At 40.3% G+C, this 16783-nt stretch carries 7 protein-coding genes; all 7 read right to left on the bottom strand.

What is annotated here, in order from left to right:
* Window positions 1-13: 13 nt before the first annotated feature.
* Window positions 14-1378: an eCIS core domain-containing protein gene (locus ORQ98_RS01745; protein WP_274687052.1), complete on the bottom strand. Its 1365-nt coding sequence runs from the start codon at window positions 1376-1378 to the stop codon at window positions 14-16.
* Between the two features lie 101 nt (window positions 1379-1479).
* A complete protein-coding gene (locus ORQ98_RS01740; protein WP_274687051.1) occupies window positions 1480-2862 on the bottom strand; it encodes an ATP-binding protein in 1383 nt (460 codons plus the stop codon).
* A 16-nt stretch (window positions 2863-2878) separates the two neighbouring features.
* Window positions 2879-5326 carry a tetratricopeptide repeat protein gene (locus ORQ98_RS01735; protein ID WP_274687050.1) on the bottom strand — a complete coding sequence of 816 codons (2448 nt, stop codon included), beginning with the start codon at window positions 5324-5326 and terminating at the stop codon, window positions 2879-2881.
* 2 nt (window positions 5327-5328) lie between these two features.
* Complete coding sequence (locus ORQ98_RS01730; RefSeq protein WP_274687049.1) at window positions 5329-6999, bottom strand: hypothetical protein; 1671 nt, start codon at window positions 6997-6999, stop codon at window positions 5329-5331.
* Between the two features lie 34 nt (window positions 7000-7033).
* A complete protein-coding gene (locus ORQ98_RS01725) occupies window positions 7034-13375 on the bottom strand; it encodes a contractile injection system tape measure protein (RefSeq protein ID WP_274687048.1) in 6342 nt (2113 codons plus the stop codon).
* Complete coding sequence (locus ORQ98_RS01720) at window positions 13368-15878, bottom strand: hypothetical protein (RefSeq protein WP_274687047.1); 2511 nt, start codon at window positions 15876-15878, stop codon at window positions 13368-13370. Before ORQ98_RS01720 ends, ORQ98_RS01725 begins: the two co-directional genes overlap by 8 nt.
* Window positions 15875-16765 (bottom strand): hypothetical protein, encoded by an 891-nt coding sequence (locus tag ORQ98_RS01715; RefSeq protein ID WP_274687046.1) that lies wholly within the window; start codon window positions 16763-16765, stop codon window positions 15875-15877. The genes ORQ98_RS01720 and ORQ98_RS01715 overlap by 4 nt, the downstream gene beginning before the upstream one ends.
* Window positions 16766-16783: the final 18 nt, after the last annotated feature.

Below are 16783 nucleotides of genomic sequence, written 5' to 3'. Positions count from 1 at the left end.
CACTTTTTGCTTTTTAACCTAAAGCGCGAAGCTTCCTAACAATTTCATTTTTTCTAGCCCTATATAATGTTTTTTCATCTGGATTCATATTTGTATACTCTTGTAGTGCTTTATATGCCTGCCTTTTAAAACGATCTGGGTTCAGTTTGATTAAATCAAATTCATTATCATCCAATACTTCAGATGCATAAGCTTCAAACTCTGATACTGCAGTTGATATTCGTCTACTAGACAGATATTGTTGTACATGCTTATACTCATGCCGGAAAGTATGTAATACTCTAATAAACCCTTCTGTACCTAAATTATACTGATCATTAAGATAAGGGGTCCTAAACTTTATCGATAGATATTTATTACTTGAAGACGATGATGTTGTTCGTCCTGTACTTCCATCTCGCCAACCAGTTGAAGCATTGGAATCATTGTCAGTAGAAATTTCAATTCGATAGTTTAAAGTATTAAATCCATAAGCCCTGGAAATAGCTTCCATTGCATCTTGATACCGCCTATTTTTCATATGGCCTTTCCAGGCAATTTCTGCTCTCAGTGCTTTCCTACCCTTGGCTGCAGAGCCCAACATATTTGTCCACTCTACTACACTCACCTTATGACTTTCGTTCAAGGAAAATATATGTTCTTCACTATCACTTGCCATTTCTCTAAGGCGTTGTAAGTCTTCAGGTGATGTTTTCCGCCCACCTTCCCTAAGTGCAACTAAACGATCAACTGACACTGAATTAGGTTCATCATCCCACTCCCCCAATGTTAAAAGCTCTCGTTGAATAACACTGTTTGATATATTACTTAAGGCTTTTCTTTGGGTAGACTGTTCACTCACCCAGTTATTACCTGGTTTCAAATCTCCCTTATGCTGGACCTTCATTTGTAATGCCTTTGCCCCCATCACATCCGCTTCATGCTCCAGGCTAGCATCATCATTCACCGCCACACCGCCAACCGATGTGGTCGGTTTTACCCTCCCCTGCATCTGCTGTACAACATGGCCTAACTCATGGGGCAAATGTTTTTCCTGACCACTGGCCAAATGAATATTAGCGCCCTGAGCGTAAGCATGAGCTTGCACCGCAGCGGGCTGACTGGAGTTATAGTGCACTTTGACATGGTCCAACGACATACCCGACAGATTTTCCATACCACTTTTTAGCTTGTCAGGTAGTCCCGTATGGTTAGACTGACGTTGCACAGGTTGCATTTGTTGCTGTAACGCTTGCAACTGAGCGGTTATCTGACGATTATCTTTAAATAATTGTTTGGTCTGATGCTGTTGAACCGCCTGACGTTGAGCACTGGATGCAGCCGTTGTATTTTGTTTAACAGCTGGCTTATTTTTTTCATTTAACTGATAAGTGCTCATTAATGCCTCCCTGGCGCCTTAATTCCTTTGCTTTCCTAAAGCTCAACACAACACATCTATCGCATACGTTGTATCATGAGGGTTTGTACACAACAAACCAACTAAGCAATTCTCCCTAATTTACGAAACTCTTTTTGAATTCCCTGACGAATATCCTGTAATTTTACTTGTTGGTTCCCTTGCCGTAAGGCCATTAAACTGGCATAACGTAAAACATTAATAATTGCCCCGCCGGACAACTCATATTCATTGGCAATTTCCGTAAAATCCACATTTGCTGCAAGCCGTTCGGGATTAGCAAATGCACCTTTCCAGAGAACATAACGGTGTTCTGCATCAGGCATGGAAAAATGAATCACAGACTGAAACCGACGTAAAAAAGCTTCATCAATATTACTTTTTAAATTGGTGGCTAATAAGACAATTCCCGGAAAATGCTCAATTCGCTGTAATAAATAAGCGACTTCCTGATTCGCATGACGGTCATTAGCACTAACCGTTTCTGTCCGTTTACTGAAAAGCGCATCCGCTTCATCAAAAAATAAAATCCAATCCTGCTTTTCAGCCTGGTCAAACACTTGACTAAGATTTTTTTCTGTCTCACCAATATATTTTGACACAACCATGGATAAGTCAACCCGATAAACTGGCATATCAGTTACTTTACCCAACAAAGTCGCCGTCAATGTTTTTCCTGTACCCGGTGGGCCATAAAATAACGACCGAAACCCTGGCTGAATTTTCTTTTTTAATTGCCAATCATTCAGCAACGTAGAACGATGGGTAATCCAAGCCCTGATTTCCTCCACCTGATCCATCACTTCGGGTGACAACACCAGATCCTCCCAAGTTAATTGGGTGGTAATTGGCTCTGCTGGAAAATGGTGGCCATAACGCGGTTGATAAGGCAGTTGCCCACTGATTTTTCTTAAAAAGCCATCACTCACTATTAGTTTGGCAGTAAACATGTTTTCCTGCTCAATATGATTGACAGGCAAAACCGCCGACTGATGAAACCCACTCTGGCCAACCAATACTGGAGTGGGTTGCTCCCCCTGATTAGGCAGTGTTGGATTAATCCGAATATATTGTTGTAGCTGTAACCGCTTGGCCAAGTCACCACCACTCCAGATAAATGCTGCGGTTTCAACAGTGGGCCAAAACCCACCATGACCATCCACTGGCAACCCTCCAAATTCTGAGTAAGGACGATCAAAACCAGTATTTTTTGTAAAAAAAATATCCAGCACTTCAGGCCGTAAATGAGGGGCTAATGATAAAACCAGCAATAATCGGCCACAATAATCGAAACTATATTGTTGTAATAATTCAGGGTAATAGTCCGTTTTTCCTGTTAGAGCAGGGGGTACTACTTGCAAGATATCTGAGAATGAACAATCTTGTTTAAAATACAACTGTATACGAGTCATAATGACTCGCTGTAACCAATCAAGTTCTTGTTCAATAAACTTAACAGAAGACATTATACCTATTTTTTAACTAAAGTTTGCCTGTTTCTGTAGTGACTATATAACCGGAGGCATCCCCATCCACTAAATTACAAGCAGTGGCTAACCCCAGCTGACAGGCTTGGGCAAAATAATGCTTGGCTTGCTGTTGCCCCCGATAGGATAACGCCAAATTAAAACACCCTCTGGCTTGTCCTAATCGACAACTCTTTTTAAACATGGCTTGTGCTAATGCAAAATTAACTTTAGTACCAATACCGTCTCGATAACTGACGCCTAAGTTGTAACAAGCCTCTCCCACCGGATCAAACGATTCATTACAGGCTTTTTCATAATTGGTTAACGCCTGCTGATTATTTTTCAACACTCCCCGGCCATAATCCTGGGCAATCGCCAGCAGGTAACAACCTTCTCCCCATTGCAACCGACAAGCTTTATTAAATAAAGTGGCCGCTGTTTTTGCATTTTTATCCACCCCATCACCTTCGGCATCTTTACCTTGTTGATAAAGTAGGCCTAATTTAAAACAAGCTTGAGCTGACCAGTTGCCTGACACTACGACATTCTTTGCCTGTTGAACTAACACACGGGTTGGATTGACCGAAGGGGAATTACAAACCTGCTTATACAATTTAGCCGCCTGAGCAGCACTTTTAATCACGCCATTACCCGTCAGTAATAACCCTGCTAATGGATAACAGGTAAGCCATTCATTATCTGAACAGGCTGCTCGGAAATATTGCGCCGCGGCAGGTGGATCCACTTTTCCCCACTGGCTGTTTTGCTTCATTTTGCCTAATCGATAACATGCCAGGCGAATACCATTATCACAAGCCGTTTGATAACGTTGCTGCATTGTAGCTATCGCCTTTTCATCGAGCTGAGTAGGGGTTAGCTCCAATAAACGGCCCTGCCAATAACAACCACGGTAATATTCGCCATCACAGGCTTTTTTATATTCTTGCAATGCCAGGTCACGATTTTTATTCACACCACTGCCAGTGCGATAATGTTCACCTAACCGATAGCAGCCTTCCGCACTGCCTAAGGTGCAAGCACGCAAATATTGATTCGCCACTTGACTGTCTGGATCATAGTCAGCCTCCATTAATGGGCCTAACTGAAAACAGGCCTCAGCAATCTGACCATCACAAGCTAATTGAAAATAAGCCTGGGCTTGAGCGCCATTTTGCAAAACATCCCTACCAATTTGATAACGCTGAGCTAATTCATAGCAAGCCTTGGCAAGACTTGCCTGACATAAGCCATCCAGTCGCTTGACCCCTTCTGCAATTTTTTCTGTGGTCGTGGGTGCTGCAAAATTATTAATCGCCAATTGATAACAAGCCGCATTAATTTTATGGTCACAAGCCAGCTGATAAAGTGTATTAGCTTTGACAGGGTTGGCTTTTACTCCCTCCCCTTTACGCAACCCTTCTGCCTGTTGGAAACAACCTTGATAATTGTTCAACTGACAGGTTCTCTGGTAAAAAGACTGGGCTTGTTCCAAGTTAATCTGAATACCATTACCCTGGTAATAATCATCTCCTAAGGTCAAGCAACCTTTTGCAAACTGCTCTTCACAAGCCATATTTAACAAACTCAATCGAGTTAACCATTGATCTGAAGGTGTTTTTAATGCCAAGGTATAACAGGCAATACCACTGTGATTGTCACAACCTAAGGTGTAATACTCCGTGGCTTTTTTAACATCAGGGTCACGGCCTTTGCCTTCCTCATATTGCACGCCTAACTGATAACAAGCATCAGCCACGGCAGGACAGGCTCGCTGGTAGAGATTAGCCGCCTGAATAGGGTCAGCAGGCACCCCTTCTCCCAAGTCGTATAGTCTGCCCAACCGATAGCAACCCAACGTATTGTCACCATCACAAGCACGACGATATAACCGGTAAGACTGGCTAAAATCCGTTTGCCCTAAAATACCCTGTTGATACAGCCAGCCTAAATTGACACACCCCACTAACTGCTCATAATGACAGGCCAGTTGATAATAATCCCGTGCTTTGGTTTGATCGACAGTGACTACTTTACCTTGCTGATAAAGCTGTCCCAGCCGTAAACAGGCATCACTGCTTTTATAATCACAGCCTTTTCCATAACTATCCAACGCTGTGGTTAAATCCTTTTTACTGCCTTGTTGCTCGTATAATTGACCAGCCTGATAACAGGCAGCTGCACTTTTGCCCTCACAACCCAATAAGAAATATTTCAACGCCTGCTGATCAGACTTTTTAACCCCACTGCCCTCTTGATAGCGCAAGCCTAACTGATAACAGGAATTTGCAGAAACATATTGGCAAGACTGCTCTTCAAGTAGCAGAGAAGCACCAAACAATGTGCAACCTGATAAAGAGGTTACGCCTAAAATAAGCAAGCCCCACCTGATAAGACAGTGCGTCCAGGCCAACTCTGCATAAGTCGTATGTGTACTGTTTACACTTGAATTGAGTCCGTTCATGATTAGGGCAGCCGTGCTTTATTGTTTGCCTTATATTGAAGGTAGACCAAAATTGTTGCAGTAATCACCACCATGACCATTAATAACATATCCCGAAATTCAACCAGTTTTGGCTCACAAAGCACCAATGCTTGAAATGCTAACATCAACAATACGACAATAATGATAAAAGCCAATGTGTGTCGCATTAATACCAAGTGCATCTGATAGTTAAATGTGGCAGCAACTAAAAAGCCAAATGTCAGCAACAACAACACAATATTTGTAGCAAGCAAGGTGCTTTGATAAGGGCAAATACTATTACAACAGGCTGGGCAATAACGCTGTAATAGCCGCTTAAACAACGTCATTTTCTGGTAATCAGGCAACTGAGGTAAAAAGCCAAGATTGGCCCAGGTTGTCTGGGTTTGTTGAGTCGATATAGTCTCAGTAAATGATAGCAGAGCCGGTTTTAGTCCTGCTTGAAGCAGCTCTCGATTAAACTTTGGCTCTACTTTGCCAAAACCTGTCTTATTGATTTCTCCGCTATCACCTACCCCACCTTCAAATGCCAGGCTTTGATACCCTCTCTGAATAACAAATGCATCGATAAACTGCTCCCGACAAAAAGGACTGGCTTGTTCCAAACTCTTACTTAATTGACTTAAGGGCACTAAGGGATAAACGTTAGCTTGTGGGAAACGGCCTTTATTACTATTGACAGCACCTTTTTCATAACGAAGGCTGGCCGTCAATACAGGTCCTGATCTTATATTGCATTGCTGGGCAATCGCGTCTGACGAAGTCAGTGGTTCAAAATGAGTAGTGCGGATCAATAAGCGATTGTTTAACGGTTTTTTACTGTTTTGTTGACGATCCTCGTCCAACAAACGCAGTAATAAACGATTTTCTTTTAAGTCGAGCTGATCCAACTGTGCACTATCAGCATCAAGATATTCAATAAATTTTTTTTCTGACAGCAGATCCTGGTCAGCTACGATAATATTAATATCAACTTTGGCCAACTTGGGGCTACTACGCAGCTCTCTAATAAGCGCTGATACTAATTTACGGTAAGATAATAAATCACCATAAAATAACCGATCCAAATCAACTGTCACACCAGCAAATTTATTTTTTAGTAATAAATTTTTAATATCCTGCGCTAGTAATAGTACTTCACCTGCACTGGTTTCATTCTCATAATAGACAGGCTGAGTGGGGTTCAATGGCAAACCATTGCGGGTGGAAATCAATAAGTCAACAGCTGTATTATATTGGCGGGCCAATGATACAAACTGAGCTGCTGTAGGTAAATAAAACTCACTATTTTCTATCCGCATTTGCCGTTTATCATGTTCATAGAATACATTATCCAATTGAAAGGCAATTCGGTTAACACTACCAAAGTCAATCGGGAAATAAACAGGCGTGTCCCCTTTCTGTTGTTGAGAAAACAGCAACCCGTATGTTTGGTTTTTCAATTGCGAGGTTGCCAAACCACACTTACAATCCTTTATCGCTTCCCACTGTTTGATACCGTTATAAGTGCTTTTTTCGGTAATTGGCTGTTGAGTGGAATCATTTTGACCAACACTATCACCCGACCAGCTGATCAGTAATAAACACAGTAGCCAGATAACAAAAGCATTGCTTTTTTGGAGTGAGATTATCAAGTAACGAATTTCATCCATGGCGTAACTTTGTACTCTTTATATATAGGCCTACTTATTGTTTATCCCGCCAATTTACCATGATGGGATATTCCATCCATGGCAATTTATGGGTTTTAATACTCCAAGGCAGTTGGTCAAGCAGCATATCGTAAGCTTTAACTTCCACGCTTAGCTGCCACTGTTTTTGTTTAAAAATCAACCAACCTATTCGCTGTAAAAAACTGGTTTGCAATCCCTCAACTGTGGTATTGCCTAACACTCGCCAATGACTAATTACAGCTTTCAGCAAACTCTCTGCCAACGCGCAGTCTTTTTCCGTTAAGTTAACGGTTTCTGACAATGGCTCATCAAGAGGAATACCACACAATATTTTATTTAGCGTTAAAACATGCTCTGGTTGCTGCCAATCTGAACACGCCATATATTGCAACAAAGCAGCTGCTTGTTCCGCACATATAGCATTATTAAAAACACCTCCTTGCTGCCAATTCAGTTGATTAAACAAGCGCTCTAGGTAGCAGGTAATAATGACCAGCCCGGCATTATCGACTCGAATCGGCTCTGCTTTATTTAGCATAGTCGTAATATCATGATGGGGGGCAATTAACCTGTTACCTTGTTTTGCTGTGTTATCCAATTGCTTACTATCAAAACAAGCTTGCCTTAATCCAGCAATTAAAGCAGGCTGCTCGCTGACTTCAATATAATCAGAAAAAAGCCGACCTCTGTTTTTAGTTAGTCGAATCTCGTTAAGTGTTAGTGACAACTGTTGGCCAAACCGGTATCGCCAAAATTTATTATTAGGGCCATGTTGTTGCGGAGCTTGATCAAACTTCGTCAAAGCTGGGATATTGGTTACTAAGCCAAACTTTTCAACCAGTGTTCGATAAGCTTGAATAAGCGATTGTGGATAGCTAAACGGCTGCTGTGGCTTAAGCCACTGAGTTAAAACCAACCATTTTAACCAGTAAGTCGCTTTATTATCTGACTTATATTCAGTGGCCTCTTCCTGTAACCCCTTTGCTTCGCACAAGACACAATCTACAGTGAGTGCCGTATAAGCCAACAAGCTTAGATGCTCACTGGGGCGAAGCTGTAAAGTCAATAACGCAAACCATTCCATCGTCAGTGCATGAGCAACATATTCTACATTGATGTCATTTGTTAAATAATCCGCTAGCTGCTGCTGAATCAAAGCAGCCGGTTGACTCATCCATACCTCTGGCTGCTTAAGCATTTGCTCAACGTCCAACGTTGCAATATCTAGATTTTCAGCATTCACCTTTTTAGTATGTGGCGCTTGTGCTAGTTGCTGGTGAATCAGCATCTGCTGTTGGGTATCAACATCCTTTAACCACTGGGCAAACAAGTCTTCTGTTGATAGAAAAAAAGACTTCAACTGACGCCACACCAGGAGTGGACGGCTCCAACCCTTTAAGTGGCCAGCATCAATTACATCTGCATGATTTTTTTCTAGCTCAGAGTATTTTTTATCAAGCAGTGGGTCATTAATGGGGGCAGCTTGTCTCCTATTGCTTGTTACGCATTCATCAGGTAATTCCAATAAGGCTTGTGCAAACAGCATTGCAGACCCCTTAAGCATCGAAACAGCCCCATTAAATACAGTTTTTTCAGCTGCCTGAGTTATTTGATTGGATCGAGAGCCAGCATGGGTTATTTCATCATAGAGGGGCGCTAGGTGGGTAAACCATGAGGTTGCTAATGATAATAACTCCAGTGTTTGTTCCGTTTGCAAGTAAGTAGTCATCAACCAATGTCTGGTTAATTGCTTAGCTCGCTGTAACAGTTTTAGCTGGCGTTTTTGGTCAAGTTGTTTGTTTAAGGCTATTGATAACCAACGTCTAAAGGTATCTAGCAATGCCTCACTGTAAGTTTGAATACTGATTCCATCAACTGGCCGCACTCTCATCACGAGCAACTGCCACTGAGAGTCAGTCATTAATGGTAACCAATTTAACAGCCAGTCAGTATTTTCCTGAAAGCGACCTTTAAGGCCATCTTTAAGAGCCTCTTTAAGGCAATCAACTAATACATTGATATCCCCTGCTAATACTTGGTCGGTTAAGAAGTTAATTTGTTGATACTGCAACTGTTGTATTGGTAGTAGCCCACTAAGCAGTTGCTTAATAATGACAAGAGGCTGATCCTGTATATAATCCCTTGTATTGTCGATAATTTGTTTATCAGGCACTGTCTGATGACTACATAACTGCCGACAAGCCTTGCGAAAATAGTCTCGGTCAAATGCCTGAACAGTAAAGTCAGAATCTGGGTTACCCTGACTTACAAGGTTTGGGATATGTTCTGCATAACTGATTTGTTTACTGATGGCACACCATAATAAAGCCCAAACCTCACAGTCCAGACCTGTCGTATTACGGTGCTTGGCATAATCAGTATCAGCATACTCCTGGCTAATGTCTTGAGTTAGCTTAACTGCCTCTTCGTAAATAGCTAAGCCATCAAATGGGCGCAACTGTAACAAGAAGTTAAAGCAGTCCTGGCTAGTTAATGAAGCCATTAACTTAACATTCTCTTGCCAACTGTTATTACCTAACTGATGAAGTATTTTAATAATTGCTTGCTGATTTAACTGACTAACATCCAGTTTTTCAGTAACTGTTGTTTTTTTATTCGCTTGTTTTCGTTTGTTTTGTTTTCGCGTTAGCTGCAACTTAACGGATTTTGGTGAGTGACGCCATTGGTTTTGCAAACTATGTTGTAGTGAAGTTTTGGCTTGTTGATTGATTCCAGGTAATAATAAGGTTAACAGCTGTGGTATATCCCGCTCAACCTGGAGATGGCGTTTAGGGATTATCCAATATTGTATAACCCACTGACGCCAGCACTGACTATTATGTTCCTCTTTATTCCCTCTTTTCTCCCCGCTTTCCCATTTAGCGATTAAGTCACTAATCGCTCGTCTGGTATTTATATCGACAGTTACACTATGCTCTGTTTTAACTAGCTCTTTAAAGGTAACAACCAACCAATGAATAAAACTTAATAACAGATAACCATCATTAGGACGTAATAGTAACACTACACTATTTTTTAATGTCATCGGCAGAATAGCCAGTAAATAATTCAGTGCTGCAGGTTCAGTCATCGTCTGTTGTAAGCAATGGCTGAGTTGAGTAGGAGCGTTCTGTAACAGAAAATGATATAACAGCCGAGTATTATTTTGATAAGCTAATTGATGATATTGAGCCAAAATAGCCCGTTGAAATATAGCCAGTGCTTCACTCAATTCATCATCCCTGACTGCCAATGGCTGGCTGACGGCTTTATTTTTTCTGCTATTTGTTAGCTCATCAACTGTCTTGTTGGCCTCACTTAAAACAGTGCCAGGAATAAAATAGGGACTATCGATTTTATTCTTTTCACCAATGTCATCTGCCACATTGACATATCCCAGACTCGTTTGGCTGGCAAAATAGTTTTTTAAAAACCGAGGTAATGTTGTTGTTACTTGTAAGCCCAACTTTCTAATAAGTGATTGCCTACTAAAAGCGGGTTGGCCATTCGTTTGACTAGCGGTTATAAAATCATAACCTATTGCATTTTCTAAATGGTGGGCTGTCTTGAGTTCATCAACTTGTTTTTTTACTTGTTCTGCTGTTTTTTCTGCTATTTGCTCCGTTGTTTGCTCAGCTAATGGCAACCCATGCTGTTGTTGCCAACGTTGGATAATGCATTCTGCCTGATTAAAGAACAGAGCTAACGATTGTGACAGCGTTTTACCTGATAATATACTATCAACACTCATGCTAGTTAGCTGGCGTTTTAGTTGCTCTACTTGCTGAGCAGTAATGAGAGCTTGTTTTTCAGCAAGCAACGGCTGAATTAGCAGCTCCACTGCCATATCATGATGAAGTAGCAACCAGCTTGCTATTTGAGGTAATACCAGATAAACCAGGTTTCGCCTATCAACCTCTGTCAATGCTGTTTTTTCAGTGATTAATGGATTAAGTGGTTTGGGGGAAGTCGCTTTTGGGTTAACAGCCAAGTCCTCATAACCAGGTGTAAATTGCTTTTGTATTTTATATCGCAGCGACTGGGGTAACTGTCGGTTAAGTAGCAGACAATAAGCATTTAACCAATGATGCCATGCTTTAATGATATCATCATCGCTCCTATTAGCGTCATCACCTATATTAGCGATTAGCTGCTGTAATTCAGCATACATCGCCTGTTGTAACATTTCAGCTATGTTACTTTCGCTTAGCCCATCATTATGGTTGTCACTACTATTTTGCTGCGAATGATCTGGTTGGGTTGGAAAACATGCTTTTTCTACGGACTTTGGGTTATTAAGTGCTGCAAATAAACGCTGCCAAAAGGCATTTTCGCTAACTAAACTTGTTGCCTGTTGCTGATCTTCCTTAATTTCTTTATCATCGTTAAGAGCACTTATGCTAATGCCTGAAGAATTAGCCTGTTTTCCATAACAGTCATTAAACACTTGATGATAAATATCCCACTTATTAGGTACATCAATGGTATCAAATAACTGTTGTAATTGCGCAACACTCAGCTTATTAATAATAGCATTCAACTGGTCTGAATCAATTAGTAGACTTGACTTAAACAAGCGGCTTTGGTCGTTTATAATATTGTTGTTGATTTGTTCAGTATTTTCTTTAACAGCCTTGTTTTGAGAACCCCTAACTTCCTGACTACCACCTGTTTTTCGTTCTTCAATGCTAGATTTGGCTTTTATAGCACTAATAGCGTTTTTGCTCGTATTGTCACTCACTAAGTTATTGGTTTGTTTTTGCTGATTGAATAACTGTGCTTTTTTAAACCAATGATTATACAACTGCTGAAACCAAAGCCATTTAACCAATTTGTTAGCAAACTCATCATTGCTTAATTGAGATTCGCCTTTTTTTTCGTTTTCACTCTCTTGATCTTGCCTAATGTAACCTCTTTGTTTCTTTCCTCGTCGAGAATTGGTAAGTGGACCAAAATCTAAGTGTTGTAAAGTATGTTGATGAATAACAGCAAGAGCAGCCTGACTAGGATAATGTTCTGTTAAAGCCGTTTTAGTATCCTTTTGCCCTTGATTTGATATTGCATCCATTGAGATGCTGGCTGATAAATCCACTAGGCGATAATCTTGTATTGCTGCTACCCCTTGTATTGCTACTACCCATTGCTTTAAGTAATTCCAATAAATACTTTTTTCCTTAAACGAGCGACTCGTTGACCAGTTAACAAGTAACATGGCATAAAGGTAACTAATGTCTACTTTCTTCTGGCGCAAAATGCCAAAAACCCACCGCATCTGTTTGGTAAATGCTTGGGTTATTAATATCGATTGTCTTTCTATTGCACAATATGAAACTAGTTGCTGTTGTAAAAACAACTTCCATAACGATAATGGCTTTGCTTGAGTGCACTTATTCTGAGAGTGACTTACCTCTGCTCCATTAGCCTCTGAATAGCACAAGTATTCATCTACCCACTTTTGATACAGTGGCTTGAGAATTGAGATAAACTGTTTAACCATTGGATACAGGTGGGGGGCCGCCAGCCTGAAAACAATTAACGCTTGTTTATTACTCAACAGTCGACACCATTGGTCAACTGCTGTTGGATGCTTACTCAAAATAGTAAACCACTGGTTAGCCCGTTCGGGTTGCTGAATCCACAACGACAGCATTGCATTGAGTGACTGCTGCCGCTGATAGCCATCAAGCCTATTAAGCTCATCAAGCCACGTCAATAATTGTTCAGGTTTACAACAAGTATAGTTTTCTATGTGGGTATTGTTTTGTGAATAGATATTATTTTTAGAGGAGACTTTGCTTTCAGGGTGAATATCGCCTTTGACATTTTGGCAAACCGAAAGCTCAGTCGGTTTCGCGCTGTCAGTATGGGTAATATTATTTTCTTGGTAAAGTGTTCCACCAGTATTCCACGTTTTTTTTTCAATGTTATCAATATTGAATTCAGCCTGGGTATTTTTCTGTTTGTTTTGTTGTGAACTGACTTGGTTTAGCTTAATTTCAGCTGGCGTATTTTGGCGAATTTGTAGTTGACTGATCAATGCCCGAATAAATTGTTGATGTAAATGTTGTTTAAACTGATGCACCCAGCTATCTGGCTGATGAGCACTATATGAAATCGGTGGCAGCTGTATTATTAATTGTTTAATGGATATATTTTTTTTCAACAGTTTTTCTAACAAACCCGAGTCTATCTTATTTAATGCAGCTTCAAGCCATTCATTTAGCTCTTGGTTTAAGCAATCTTTTAGTTGTTTTTCTAACAACTTAATCTTCGATGTATTAGCAAACCGATTATAATGGATGTTACAATAAAAGCGTCCTATTCGATTTTTTGGGGCCGTCTCATATTTAGCCATCACTATCTGCTCTACTACTGTCAGCCTTTGATAACGACTGAATAAAGTCGACTAGCTGCAGTCTTAGTAAATGAATTTGCTTCTGATTTGGCTTGACATGACTGACTTCTTTACGCCATTGACTGTAAAGTGATTCATATTGTTGCATTTGAACAAAACTAAGCCAAAAAATATCTGGATGTAAATGGGCAGGACACACATCTCTGATAACCGCTTGAGCAAATGCCTGAAAATCAGGATTAGCATAACGTGCTGGCCAATTAGGCATCAATAGGCTTAATCGACCATAGTAGAAACTATCATGATTTGGTTCAGTTACCATTGCCTTGGCTTTACCAACACTAGACGGATGCAAAACAATATGCTCCAATAGATGTACACCTTCACTATAACGATTTAACCCGACTAAGAACTGTTGACACAAACGGGCGACTGTTTTTGCTTTATCAATACTGTCATAAACGCCTAATTGATACCAATCGTGATGACTACCTCGATTAAATACCAATAAACACTTTTTACCCCTTTGTTCATTATTATGTATTTTTTCCCAACCACACCGATAACGTTGACTATCAACGCCTTCCACCAGAAATTCTGCATTGATCTGATCTGCCTTAAATAAGCCAGCCTCTTTTAATTGTTGATAAAGTGTCGATAGCGCTGTTTCCTGACAAGATTGAGCTACTACTGAAATAGCAGGACGAAAATCAAGCTTGAGTTTACGATCAGTTTCTAACTGGCTTGGACCTTGATCACTGGCGGCAATAACAGGTAAATCCCACTTTTCGCTTTCGACAACGTTCAGCCGCAGTTGATTAAATAGTGTTGTAATCGAGCAGTTAGTCAATTTAGCGCAATTCAGTAACAAGCGACTTTTTAAGCTAACACCTGAACAGTCTTCAGGGCTCCAAGGCTCCAATAAATAGTTTTGACCGATCCCACTAAGCAAACCTAATTGTGGCAAGTATTTAATAAAGTTTACCTTTGCATGAATTAACTCATGTTCAAAACCAACCTTAGTAAAATAACAATTAAATTGGCGGTGCTTTTCATCTGGATAACTTTCACCATAAAGCCCCAACAAATAATCCAACGCCCGGTGTTTTCGATCACTATAATTATCTATTTCTGCAATAGCGCTCGCTAATGCACTCTCTCGTTGTTGACCTTGTTTCACATATAAGGCTTGTGCATCTTTTTGCATTAATGATTGATAGTGATAACTACGGGTTGTATCCATATCAAGGGATAACAGCGTTCGAAACTGTTCAATGTCTTCTATGCTATTGGCTATAAATTGTTCAAAAAGCATTAAATAGCCATTGAGCTGTTTAGCCTGTGCCTGCTGTTGGCTGGAAGCAAAATAAGGTATCCCTTGTGGGCTGATTTGGTAATTTGCAGGAAACAAACTCTGGATTGGAATATGCCGATTAAACGCTAAATAATTATCTTCACAATGAGGAAAGATCTGCTCATGATGTCGCATCAACAACGCTGTTTTTTCCTTCCGAGCAATTCCTTGACGAATTGCCATCTGATATTCAGATAGCTGGATAGGATAAGCGCGCCCGCCTTGGGTTATTTCTAGCTTAAATAATTTTAAGTCGTCATATGGAATGGCTAATTTACATTGACTATGCTGGTCAATCACTAAATATTGATAAAACTGCTTGTCACCAGCAACCAAGTGAAGCTGTGATACCTGCTTTGTTCCTGCCAATGCTGTAATACGTTCAGTGAGATGGCTAATCTGCAGGTTTCTTTTAATTGGTGTCTCTTTTAAACGACCCTGGGCACAAAAAGGGCCTTCAATCACCTCCTCTAACCCACATCCTTGTTCCAGTAGAGACTCATAACGAATAAACTCTGATTCTGGCGTAATTAAATCAGCACATTCCAAATAAATTTGAGCAATGACTTGTTCAACAGGATAGCCTTCTTTAATATCAACACACCCATATAACTCGACCATTTGCGCATTCATTTCTGCTACCGCTACTGAAATGGGGGCGCACAATGGACGTTGAGCATGATAATGACTGACCATATCATTAATTAACTGCTGTTTTGCTTTTTTACCATGATAGCTTCGGCAGTTATAGCGAATTTCCAAACTGGGCTGCTGGTAAAGTTTACTCATATCAATGACTAATGCATTAATACTGGTTAGCTTAGCAAGCATTAGGGCTTTATAGTCATGCAGGGTAACAGGGCCGCTAGGCAATATTTTGCCTGGGCTATAAAGGCCTTGGGTGGGTAAATCAATTTTATTATCAGGGCCAATTAAATATTGTTGGATAGGATAACTACTTCGATAAACAACATCTGTTAATGAAAAACAAAGCTGCTCTAGTAATGTGACTCCTGGGTCATGAAGATTATAATCGGTCCATACCTCACCTGCTAACTGCTGCATTAAACTTAATCCTTCAGACATTAAATTTTGGTAATTTAATGGATTACCGCTATCTAAAGGATCAATCGTATGTGAGGCTGTCATGCTAACTCCTCTTCTCCATCGTGAGTAACATGTGAATTACACATATGATCATCAAACCACAACTGAGTCATGCTGTAGTTAATGTAGATTTTCATTTCCTTATCACAATAATTACGAATAGTACGCATTTGTAGAGTATATCGATTCAATCCTGCTTTTATCCAACGTAAACGGATACGATCCCAACGAGAGTAAAAATGACAATGTTGATGAAAAATACCGGTGTTATAGCCGAATAATTTACTCAGCCAGCGAGTACCATGATAAGTGCTCATTACCGTCGCTTTAAGGAGAGCATATCGCCCCTGCCCTTTTTTACCACCAACACCTGCAATCACTTCAAACATTTTGCAGCCTGTTAAACTAGTTAGCACATCATGCCAGCGGCCATCGGCAATAATACGGCCTTGGTTGTAGTTGCCAACACGGCCAGAACAAGCAAGTGTGCCATTAATATCAAGGGTATGAGCTGGTGCTTTACGATTAATTCCTACCTTTTTTTCATTAGCACTAAAAGACAGCAACGAACTATTACTGTTATTTTTTTCTTGATGATTATCTGGATTAGTGCCTCCATCCTTATTATTCACTATTTTATGTTTTGCTAATAAATTAGAATCAAGCAGATTTTTTAAGTGTAAGTGAGATCCATCGTTATCCAACTCCATTTGCCATAGTGCAGTTTTTGCATCAGTATGCCGAGCATATATACTCAACAATTTATGACGTTCCGTGGGTCTTATTTTTATTCCTGTTACTTGGGAAATATCAAACCCATCATCAGCAGGGTTTATCGTTGAATCAATTAAGTCGGCAAAATCCAGTTCACTAGGCAGACGCCCTCTACTGAATAGTATTTTTAGTTTATCTCTGGTTTTTTTTGCCATAATACTTAGGTCCATTAA

Origin of the sequence: Spartinivicinus poritis, assembly GCF_028858535.1 — a bacterium.
GTDB classification, from domain to species: domain Bacteria; phylum Pseudomonadota; class Gammaproteobacteria; order Pseudomonadales; family Zooshikellaceae; genus Spartinivicinus; species Spartinivicinus poritis.
Note: the sequence above shows the minus strand (reverse complement) of the source record. Positions and strands in the feature narration are given on the sequence as shown.

Excerpts from the sequence above, each read along its gene's own strand:
- ORQ98_RS01745 (WP_274687052.1), bottom strand. The coding sequence starts at position 1,378 with ATGAGCACTTATCAGTTAAATGAAAAAAATAAGCCAGCTGTTAAACAA.
- ORQ98_RS01740 (WP_274687051.1), bottom strand. The coding sequence starts at position 2,862 with ATGTCTTCTGTTAAGTTTATTGAACAAGAACTTGATTGGTTACAGCGA.
- ORQ98_RS01735 (WP_274687050.1), bottom strand. The coding sequence starts at position 5,326 with ATGAACGGACTCAATTCAAGTGTAAACAGTACACATACGACTTATGCA.
- ORQ98_RS01730 (WP_274687049.1), bottom strand. The coding sequence starts at position 6,999 with ATGGATGAAATTCGTTACTTGATAATCTCACTCCAAAAAAGCAATGCT.
- ORQ98_RS01725 (WP_274687048.1), bottom strand. The coding sequence starts at position 13,375 with ATGGCTAAATATGAGACGGCCCCAAAAAATCGAATAGGACGCTTTTAT.
- ORQ98_RS01720 (WP_274687047.1), bottom strand. The coding sequence starts at position 15,878 with ATGACAGCCTCACATACGATTGATCCTTTAGATAGCGGTAATCCATTA.
- ORQ98_RS01715 (WP_274687046.1), bottom strand. The coding sequence starts at position 16,765 with ATGGCAAAAAAAACCAGAGATAAACTAAAAATACTATTCAGTAGAGGG.